11 protein-coding genes and 1 pseudogene are annotated in these 9,095 nt (G+C 59.4%); all 12 read right to left on the bottom strand.

Annotation, left to right across the window (positions count from 1 at the left end; translation table 11 throughout):
- A pseudogene (locus I8J29_RS08380) lies at nt 1–607 on the bottom strand (hypothetical protein); the annotation flags it as partial.
- Nucleotides 608–873: 266 nt separating this feature from the next.
- Nucleotides 874–1,488, bottom strand: a complete 615-nt coding sequence (locus tag I8J29_RS08375) for a ribonuclease HII (RefSeq protein WP_208847138.1) — start codon at nt 1,486–1,488, stop codon at nt 874–876.
- Nucleotides 1,489–1,900: 412 nt separating this feature from the next.
- Nucleotides 1,901–2,773: a ribosome biogenesis GTPase YlqF gene (gene ylqF / locus I8J29_RS08370; protein WP_208847137.1), complete on the bottom strand. Its 873-nt coding sequence runs from the start codon at nt 2,771–2,773 to the stop codon at nt 1,901–1,903.
- Between the two features lie 14 nt (nt 2,774–2,787).
- Nucleotides 2,788–3,489: a signal peptidase I gene (gene lepB / locus I8J29_RS08365; RefSeq protein WP_090637674.1), complete on the bottom strand. Its 702-nt coding sequence runs from the start codon at nt 3,487–3,489 to the stop codon at nt 2,788–2,790.
- Between the two features lie 208 nt (nt 3,490–3,697).
- Entirely contained in the window at nt 3,698–4,039 is a 342-nt protein-coding gene (gene rplS, locus I8J29_RS08360; protein WP_090637675.1) for a 50S ribosomal protein L19, read from the bottom strand.
- Nucleotides 4,040–4,199: 160 nt separating this feature from the next.
- The gene (gene trmD / locus I8J29_RS08355) at nt 4,200–4,970 is read right to left on the bottom strand and encodes a tRNA (guanosine(37)-N1)-methyltransferase TrmD (RefSeq protein WP_208847136.1); all 771 of its coding nucleotides are present in this window, start codon (nt 4,968–4,970) and stop codon (nt 4,200–4,202) included.
- A gap of 3 nt (nt 4,971–4,973) precedes the next feature.
- Nucleotides 4,974–5,492: a ribosome maturation factor RimM gene (rimM, locus tag I8J29_RS08350; protein WP_208847135.1), complete on the bottom strand. Its 519-nt coding sequence runs from the start codon at nt 5,490–5,492 to the stop codon at nt 4,974–4,976.
- 81 nt (nt 5,493–5,573) lie between these two features.
- The gene (locus tag I8J29_RS08345) at nt 5,574–5,804 is read right to left on the bottom strand and encodes a KH domain-containing protein (protein ID WP_090637681.1); all 231 of its coding nucleotides are present in this window, start codon (nt 5,802–5,804) and stop codon (nt 5,574–5,576) included.
- A 27-nt stretch (nt 5,805–5,831) separates the two neighbouring features.
- Nucleotides 5,832–6,104, bottom strand: coding sequence for a 30S ribosomal protein S16 (rpsP, locus tag I8J29_RS08340; protein WP_208847134.1), 273 nt, complete (start codon nt 6,102–6,104; stop codon nt 5,832–5,834).
- A 47-nt stretch (nt 6,105–6,151) separates the two neighbouring features.
- A complete protein-coding gene (gene ffh / locus I8J29_RS08335; protein WP_208847133.1) occupies nt 6,152–7,525 on the bottom strand; it encodes a signal recognition particle protein in 1,374 nt (457 codons plus the stop codon).
- Between the two features lie 23 nt (nt 7,526–7,548).
- On the bottom strand, nt 7,549–7,917 hold the full coding sequence (locus I8J29_RS08330; protein WP_208847174.1) for a putative DNA-binding protein: 369 nt from the start codon (nt 7,915–7,917) through the stop codon (nt 7,549–7,551).
- Nucleotides 7,918–8,025: 108 nt separating this feature from the next.
- On the bottom strand, nt 8,026–9,030 hold the full coding sequence (gene ftsY, locus I8J29_RS08325; RefSeq protein ID WP_208847132.1) for a signal recognition particle-docking protein FtsY: 1,005 nt from the start codon (nt 9,028–9,030) through the stop codon (nt 8,026–8,028).
- Nucleotides 9,031–9,095: the final 65 nt, after the last annotated feature.

The following is a 9,095-nucleotide window of genomic DNA, read 5'->3' as shown; positions in this document are numbered from 1 at the left end:
GCTCCGCGCCCGTGCCGCGCCAAGCGGCAAGCCCGGCCTCCAGCGCGTCCAGCAGCGCGTGCGCCGGCGGCCCGGCAAGCACCTGCTGAAGCGCGCCGATCGTCGCGCCCGTCATCGGCAGGCCGCGCTTGAACGCCAGCGCGGCCGCCCGCAGCCAAGACTGCGCATCGCCGCCGGCAGGCAGGGCGGCCAGCGCGGCTTTGAATTGACTCGCCGCGTCGCGGGTCAAGGCGAGCCCGTCATTCCGCAGCTCGGCGACCAGCGACGCGGACGCTTTCGTATCCGGCAGCCCGAGCGCCTGGATCCACGCCTTGACGCTCGCCTCAGGCGCCGGGCCGGCATCCGGCTCCGCCTGCTTCAGCACGAGCGCGCCGTCAGCGGATTCCGGCTGCACCTGGAGCAGCACCGCCTTGCCGGGCTCGAGCGGCGCGTCCAGCTTCGCCTGGACGGCCACGCCGTTGATTTGCACGATGCCTTCCTGGTCGCCGGTCATCTTCACCAGCACGCCGCGCACCTTTTGCCCCGCCTTCAGCTCGAGCGCGCGGACGTCCCCGGCCTGCGCATCGCCGACCAAGCCTTTCATTAATTGTCCGATCGACATCGACATGTGCCGCACTTCCTTCCGCTTGCGCAAAACCTATAGCCCTTTTATCGGCCAAACCGCCGCCCGGCTGAACCCCCCGCCGCATGCGCGGCAAATCAATGGCCGAATACGCGTCGCGCAACGGTCTACTGCACAGAGCCTATGAGATCGGCCGCAGAATCCAAGCCTACGACCACCATCACGCAATTACGCAATCATCCCTTCACGCAATCACCCAGCGTGCCATCGTTGCATCCGCATCGCTTAAGCGCCGTCTTTCTTCCGGCTCCTTAAAACAATGCCTGCTGCTCCGCAAACAGCTTGCCGAGGAAGCTTTGCCGGTGCATCGGGCTAGGGCCGTAGGCGAGCAGCTTCTCGCGGTGCAGCTTCGTGGCGTACCCTTTATGTATCGCAATGCCGTAGTCGGGATACAGCTTATCCCATTCGTCGCAGCACAGCCGGTCCCGCGTCACCTTCGCGAGAATGGATGCCGCGGCGATGGATTGGCTTCTTGCGTCCCCTTTGACGATCGCCTCCTGCGGCACGTCGACGTCCACCTTCTCGGCATCGACGAGCAAGTAAGCCGGTTGAACGCCCAGCGACGCGACGGCTTGCTTCATCGCCAGCCGCGCGGCCTGTTTTATGTTGATCGCATCCACCGTCGCGGCGTCGACGCGGGCGACCGACCAGGCTTCCGCGCAGTCGACGATCTGCCAATATAAGGCCTCCCGCTTCTTCTCCGTCAGCTTCTTGGAATCGTTGACCCCTTCCAGCACCAATCCTTCCGGCAAAATGACGGCAGCCGCCACCACGTCGCCGAACAGGCATCCCCGTCCCACCTCGTCGATGCCGGCGATGCCGCGGATGCCTTGCTCCCATAACGGCTTCTCGAATTCTTCCAACATGCCGTTCTCTCCTCCCTCCACCAACGCGACGCCTAAGGGCCGCGTCTGCATGTCCCGTCCATCCGGCGGATCCCGATAGATCTCTCCCCATGCCTGCCGGATCTTCGCTATATCAATATCCGAAAACGCTTCTCCAAGCAATTATGTACGGTACACGGGCAAGCGGTTTCGCGTTCCTCTATTATCGCAAGCGCCGCCTCGTTTGTCATGACCTTGAGCTTGAATGATGGCTGGCAAATCCGCGCAAACGAACAAGTAGCTAAAGCTCCCTGGGTCGCTTTCGGCCCGCTTCTTAGATGCCTTAATGCGCTTGCCTCCATCTCCAAAGCTGCTTCTTGCTTCTCGCGCCGCCTTTCAACTCCGCATGCCAACAAAAAACGGCCGCCCCGTCTATACAAGGCAGCCGTTCTCCTTAACGCGCATCTTCCGGCGACTCGAGCGTGATGCGGCCCAAGTTCCCCGCGCGCAGCTCGCGCAAAATAATGCCCGACGCTTTCTCCAAATCGACGCGGCCGCCGCTGACGAGGCAGCCCCGCTTGCGCCCGATGTCTTCCATGACGCGCACGAGCTCCTGATTATCCTCCGGATCCCGCGGCGGCTCCGTCAGGCCGAAGCGTTCCGCGAGCGCGTCCCAATAGCGGCCCGCCAGCTCCTTGATCGCGAAGAACGCCACGTCCTCCACGTTCAGCACCTGTTCCTTGATCGCTCCGGTCATCGCCAGCTTGTAGCCGACGAGCTGATCCTCGAACTTCGGCCACAAAATCCCCGGCGTATCGAGCAGCTCCATTTCCGTGCCGACCTTGATCCACTGCTGGCCTTTCGTGACGCCCGGGCGATCCCCGGTCGCCGCGATGTTCCGGCCCGCGAGCCGGTTGATCAGCGTCGATTTGCCGACGTTCGGGATGCCGACGATCAGTCCGCGCACCGCGCGCGGCGTCATGCCTTTGGCAATTTGCCGGGCAATCTTCTCGTGCAGCAGTTCTCGCACCTTGGCCGGAATTTCATTCACCCGGCTGCCCGTCGAAGCGTCGATCGCCAGGCTGGCATAGCCTAAGTTCGCAAAATGCGCCCGCCACAGCTCCGTCGTCCGCGCATCGGCCAAATCCGCCTTGTTCAGCAGGATCAACCGCGGCTTGCCGTGCAAAATCTCGTCCACCATCGGGTTCCGGCTCGAAAGCGGTACGCGGGCATCCAGAAGCTCGATCGCGATATCGATCAATTTCAGCTTCTCTTGGATTTCCCTTCTTGCTCTCGTCATGTGGCCGGGAAACCACTGTATCGTCATGCCGAACATTCACCTCATCCTTGTTTCACGAAAGCCAATTTATCGAGCGGCCAAAAAATAACGTCCGCCCGGCCGACGATCTCTTTGTCGTCGACGAAGCCGATAATCCGGCTGTCCTTGCTGTTGCGGCGGTTGTCCCCGAAAGCGAGCACGTGGCCCGGAGGCACGACGTCCGTGTCGAAATTCGAATTCGGGAAGTTCCGTTCTTCCCCGCCGTTATTGTTGAATATCTCGCCCTTCGCCTTCGCGGCCGCGATCGATTCCTTCAAGTACGGCTCGTCGACGAGTTTGCCGTTCACGTACAGATTGTCGTCCTCGTACTTGATCTTATCCCCGGGAACGCCAATGACGCGTTTGATGAAATCGCGGCCTTCTTCCGGCACGTGGAATACGATGACTTCTCCGCGCTTCGGCTTGCGCAGCTCGAAGATCGCCTTGTCGACGATCAGCCGCTCGCCGGTGTAAAAGTTCGGTTCCATGGACGGCCCGTCCACGATGAACGGCGCGAACAGGAAGTAGCGGATGACCAGGACGAGAATCGCCGCGATGGCCAGCGCCTTGACCCATTCGAACAGCTCCTTCTGCGCCTTGCCTTTGACCGGAGGCTTGTTCGGCGAATCGGGGGCATCCGTGCCGTCAACGACATCCCGATGCTCCTCAGGCTTTACGCTTTCCTGCTCGACTTGCTGTTCGTCATTGCGATGTTGTTGGTCCATGATTACACCCTCTTCTGTGCAGGAATATTAGCCTTGCTCGCCGATGCGATACAATGGTCAGCTATGTAAGAAATAAACGGATTTTCGGCGCGGCAAGTTTCGCCAGGCTGGATTTGCCTGCTTTTTTGCCGCCGGCCGCCTTCCGAAATTTAAACGTAAAAAAGCGAAAAGGGACTTGTTTGCGCAAGTCCCCCTCTTGTCGTGTGCATTAGCGAATTTCTTTGATTCTCGCAGCTTTGCCGCGAAGATTGCGAAGATAGTACAGTTTCGCGCGACGGACTTTACCGCGGCGAGCAACCTCGATCTTCTCAATTTTCGGCGAGTTCACTGGGAACGTTCTTTCAACGCCAACGCCGTACGAAATTTTACGTACCGTAAAAGTAGCGCTGATGCCGCCGCCGCGACGCTTGATGACGACGCCTTCGAACAGCTGGATCCGTTCGCGGGATCCCTCGATGACTTTTACGTGTACCTTAAGCGTATCGCCCGGGCGAAAGCTTGGAAGGTCAGTACGAAGATTTTCTTGCGCAATAGTTTGCAAAAGATTCATTTGATTTCAACTCCTTCCACCATAGACGTTCTTATAAGCTACCGGTTTCGCTAGGAAGGCCGGATCTTCGCTTATAGCGGACCGTCCGAGTTAACAAAGCAACATCTGATATATTAACACAATCCCGCCTAGAACACAATAACGAGATCCGCCGAATCCCTTATTTTTCTGCATCGGACGCGGACTGCGCCTGAAGCTCCCGCTCCTTGATGCGTTCCGCCAGCCAAAGCCGTTCTTTTTTGCTCAACTCCGCGGTTTCGAGCAGCTCGGGACGGCGTTCCAGCGTCCGCAAAATGGATTGTTGGCGCCTCCAGGTCTCCACGTTGGCATGATGGCCGGACGTCAGCACCTCCGGCACCTCCCAGCCCCGGAAAACCGCTGGGCGCGTATAGTGCGGATGCTCCAGCAGCCCGGTGCTGAAGGAGTCCGTCACGGCTGAATTCTCGTTGCCGAGCGCGCCGGGAAGCAATCGGACGATGCTGTCGATGACGACCATGGCCGGCAGTTCCCCGCCGGTGAGCACGTAGTCGCCGACCGAAATTTCGTCGGTCACGAGATGCTGGCGAATCCGTTCGTCGTAGCCTTCGTAATGGCCGCAGACGAACACCAGATGCTCGCTTGCCGACAGCTCCTCGGCCTTCCGCTGCGTATAGGGCTCGCCTTGCGGGCAGAGCAGGACGACGCGCGGCTTCGCTCCGCCTTCCGGCACGAGATCCTCGACCGCCGCGAACAGCGGCTCGGGCTTCAGCACCATGCCCCCGCCCCCGCCGTACGGATAGTCGTCCACCGTATTATGCTTATTGTTCGCGTAATCGCGAAAGTTAACCGCGTTCAGGCTGACGATTCCCTTTTCCCGGGCTTTGCCGAGAATGCTGGCGCCGAAGACGCCTTCGAACATCTCCGGAAACAGAGTCAAGACGTCGATGCGCATGTCTTAGATCAGCCCTTCCATCAGATGAACCTTGACCGTCTTGTTCGGCACGTCGACGTCCAGCACGACCTCGTCGATGACGGGTATCAGGACCTGCTTGCCCTTCTTCGGCTGAACCACCCACACGTCGTTCGCGCCAGGCACCAAAATTTCCGTAATGACGCCAAGGTCGGCGCCTTCGTCCGTCACGACGGCGCAGCCGATGATTTGGTGATGGTAATATTCGCCTTCCTCCAGCTCGACCATGTCTTCCTTCGGGACCTTCAAGGCCCAGCCTTTATATTTCTCGACGTCGTTGATGTTGTCGTAGCCCTTCAGCTTCAAGAAGTACATGCCCTTATGCTCTCTTGCGCTCTGTACTTCCACGTCCAGCTGCTGCCCGTTCTCTTCGTTCAAGAGCGTCAGCTTGGACTTCGGCGCAAACCGTTCCTCGGGAAAGTCGGTTTGGGAGATGACCTTCACTTCGCCGCGGATGCCGTGGGTGTTGACGAGCTTCCCGACCGATAGCCATTGTTGATTCATGCGTTGTCTCCTGCCTTATTCGTATTTTGCATCGAAAAAGAGCTAGGATAGCCATCCTAGCCCTGTCTCGATGCACGATCGCTACGAAATGATATCGACCATGACGCGCTTCTGCGATTTGACGGCCGCCGAAGCGACGACCGTTCTCAGCGCTTTGGCGATCCGCCCCTGCTTGCCGATCACTTTCCCGACGTCGTCGGGATTGACCGACAGCAGGTAAACGGTGCCGCGATCGTCTTCCTTCACGTCGACGCGCACATCCTCCGGGTTATCCACTAAAGCCTTCGCTATGACAAGAATCAAGTCCTTCATCACAATAGGCCCCCCGCACCGAGTAGGTTATTTTTGAAGTTTCAGCTCGTGAAGCTTCGTCATTACGCCCGCTTTGGAAAGCAGGTTGCGGACCGTATCGGAAGCTTGCGCTCCGTTTTGGAGCCATTTCAGAGCTTTCTCTTCATCGATGCTGACTTGAGCCGGTTGAGCAACCGGATTATAAGTCCCGATTTCTTCAATGAAGCGACCGTCGCGCGGGGAACGGGAATCGGATACCACTACGCGGTAGAAAGGCGCCTTGTGCGCACCGATGCGTTTCAAACGAATACGTACTGCCATGAGAATTCACCTCCTTCAAAGAATTTCGCCTGTCCGGAACCAAGCGGTCAGAACGGGAATTTCATCCCTTTGGGAAGCATGCCCTTGAGCCCTTTCAGGCCGCCCTTCGGTCCTTTCGGCCCCATCATGGACGAAAACTGCTTCATCATTTTTTTCATGTCGTCGAACTGCTTGATCAGCCGGTTGACCTCCGCGACGGAGGTTCCGCTGCCGAACGCGATGCGCTTGCGACGGCTATGGTTGAGAATTTCGGGCTTGCGCTTCTCTTCCTTCGTCATCGATTTGACGATCGCTTCGACGCGGCCGATCTGCTTCTCGTCGACTTTGAAGTTCTTCATGTCCTTCATCTTGCCCATGCCCGGCATCATGTCGAGCAGTTGGTCGAGCGGTCCGAGCTTACGCACTTGCTCCATCTGCTCGAGGAAATCCTCGAAGGTGAATTCCGCCGTGCGCATCTTGCGCTCCATCTCCGCGGCTTTCTCGGCGTCGATGGCGGTCTGGGCCTTCTCGATCAGCGACAGCATGTCGCCCATGCCGAGGATCCGGGACGCCATCCGTTCCGGATGGAACGGCTCGAGCGGCTCGATCTTCTCGCCCGTCGCCGCGAATTTGATCGGGCAGCCGGTGACGGCTTTGACCGACAGCGCCGCGCCGCCGCGCGTATCGCCGTCGAGCTTCGTGAGCACGACGCCCGTCAGCTCGAGCTGGCTGTGGAAGCTCTGGGCGACGTTGACGGCTTCCTGGCCCGTCATCGCGTCGACGACGAGGAGCACCTCGTCGGGCTTGGTCGCTTCGTGGATGTCGCGAAGCTCCGTCATCAGCGCCTCGTCGATGTGCAGCCGGCCCGCCGTATCGATGATGACGTAGTCATGGCCGTTATCCTTTGCGAGCTGAAGCCCTTGGCGGGCGATCTCGACCGGCGACGTCTGGTCGCCGAGCGTGAAGACCGGCACGCCGATCTGTTCGCCCAGCACCTGCAGCTGCTTGATGGCGGCCGGACGGTAAATGTCGCCCGCGATCATGAGCGGCTTATGCTTTTCTTTAAGGAGCAGCTTGGCGAGCTTGGCGGACGAGGTCGTTTTGCCCGCGCCCTGCAAGCCGACCATCAGGATGACCGTCGGCGGCTTGTTCGCTTTGGCGAGCTTCGTGTTCGTGCCGCCCATGAGCTCCGTCAGTTCTTTATTAACGATGTCGACGACGACCATGCCGGGCGTGAAGCTCTTCGTCAATTCGAGGCCGATCGCGCGTTCTTTCACCTTCGCGATGAAATCCTTGACGACCTTGAAGTTGACGTCGGCTTCGAGCAGCGCCAAGCGCACCTCGCGCATCGCCTCGTTGACGTCATCCTCCGTCACTTTCCCTTTGCCGCGCAATTTGCCGAACACGTTCTGCAGCCTGCTGGATAACCCTTCGAATGCCATGGACGTCACCTCCTGAAAATAATTTATGTAGCGCTTCCGCCTTCGCCGCGAAGCCCCTGCGCGATGGCCAGGAGCTCGGCGCGCATGTCGCTGTCTCCCGCGATCCGCTCCGCCATTTGATCCAGCTTGGCCAGCCACCGCTCGGCCGCTTCATGCTTGGCGAGCAGCTGCAGCTTGCTTTCGCAGCTCTCGAGCACGGCCTCCGCGCGCTTGACATGCTCGTAGACCGCTTGGCGGCTAATATCGAACTCGGCCGCGATCTCGCCGAGCGAGTAATCGTCATGAAAATAATATTTCAGAAACGTCTGCTGTTTCTCCGTGAGCAGCGTTTCGTAAAAATCGAACAGCATGTTGATCCGGTTCGTTTTCGCCAGGGCATCGGTTTCGTGCATGTTCATGCGATCCGCTCCTTTGCGTCAAGGCAAACGCCTTTACACCATTTCCACGACGACTATCATAGCGCAGCGGCCTATGCCCTGTCAAGCTGAATTCCTTGTCACCTAATTCCGGTCCGCTTCGGCTTCGTCCTCTGCGGCTTGCAGCAGCCCGCCGAACAGCGCGTGCACGAACTGCTCGGAATCGAATTCCTGCAGATCCTGCATCTTCTCGCCCAAGCCGACCAGCTTCACCGGCAAATCCAGCTCGTTGCGGATCGCGATGACGATGCCGCCCTTCGCCGTGCCGTCGAGCTTCGTCAGCACGAGGCCCGTCACGCCGCTCTTCTCGCCGAACAGCTTCGCCTGGCTGAGCGCGTTCTGGCCGGTCGTCGCGTCGAGCACGAGCAGCACCTCGTGCGGCGCGTTCGGCACCTCGCGCTGGATGACGCGGAAGATCTTGTTCAGCTCTTCCATCAAGTTATGCTTGTTCTGCAGCCGGCCCGCCGTGTCGCACAGGAGCACGTCGACGCCCCGCTGCTTCGCCGCGTGGACAGCATCGTACATGACCGCCGCCGGATCCGCGCCGGATTCCTGCTTGATTACGTCGACGCCGACGCGCTTGCCCCACACCTCGAGCTGCTCGATGGCGCCGGCTCGGAACGTATCTCCCGCCGCCAACAGGACGGATTTGCCTTCGGACTTGAATTTATGCGCGAGCTTGCCGATCGTCGTCGTCTTGCCGACGCCGTTGACGCCGACGAACAGAATGACGGTCATCCCCTGATCCGCCATGCGCAGCGACGTCGCCGCGTTTCCCTTCAGCAGCTCCACCAGCTTCTCGGACAAAATCGGCTGCAGCTCGGACGCTTCCTCGATTTTGCGCTTCTTCACTTCCGCGCGCAGCTCGTCGATCAGCTGCATGACCGTGTTCACGCCGACGTCCGCGCCGATCAAAATCTCTTCCAGTTCTTCGTAAAACGCTTCGTCGATCTTCTTCCGGCGCAGGATCAGCTCTTCGATTCTGCCGACGAACGCGGTCCGCGTCTTGGTCAAGCCTTCCTTGAAAATGGACGTGACCGCCTCGGTCTTCTGGGCGATGCTTTCTTTCAAACGTTTAAAAAAACTCATGTTTGGACCTCCATCCCTTTACTCGCAAAAGCCGGGCCATGCGCGGCATGCGCAGGCTCCGGCTT

The sequence above is a fragment of the Paenibacillus artemisiicola genome (assembly GCF_017652985.1).
GTDB classification, from domain to species: domain Bacteria; phylum Bacillota; class Bacilli; order Paenibacillales; family Paenibacillaceae; genus Paenibacillus_Z; species Paenibacillus_Z artemisiicola.
Note: the sequence above shows the minus strand (reverse complement) of the source record. Positions and strands in the feature narration are given on the sequence as shown.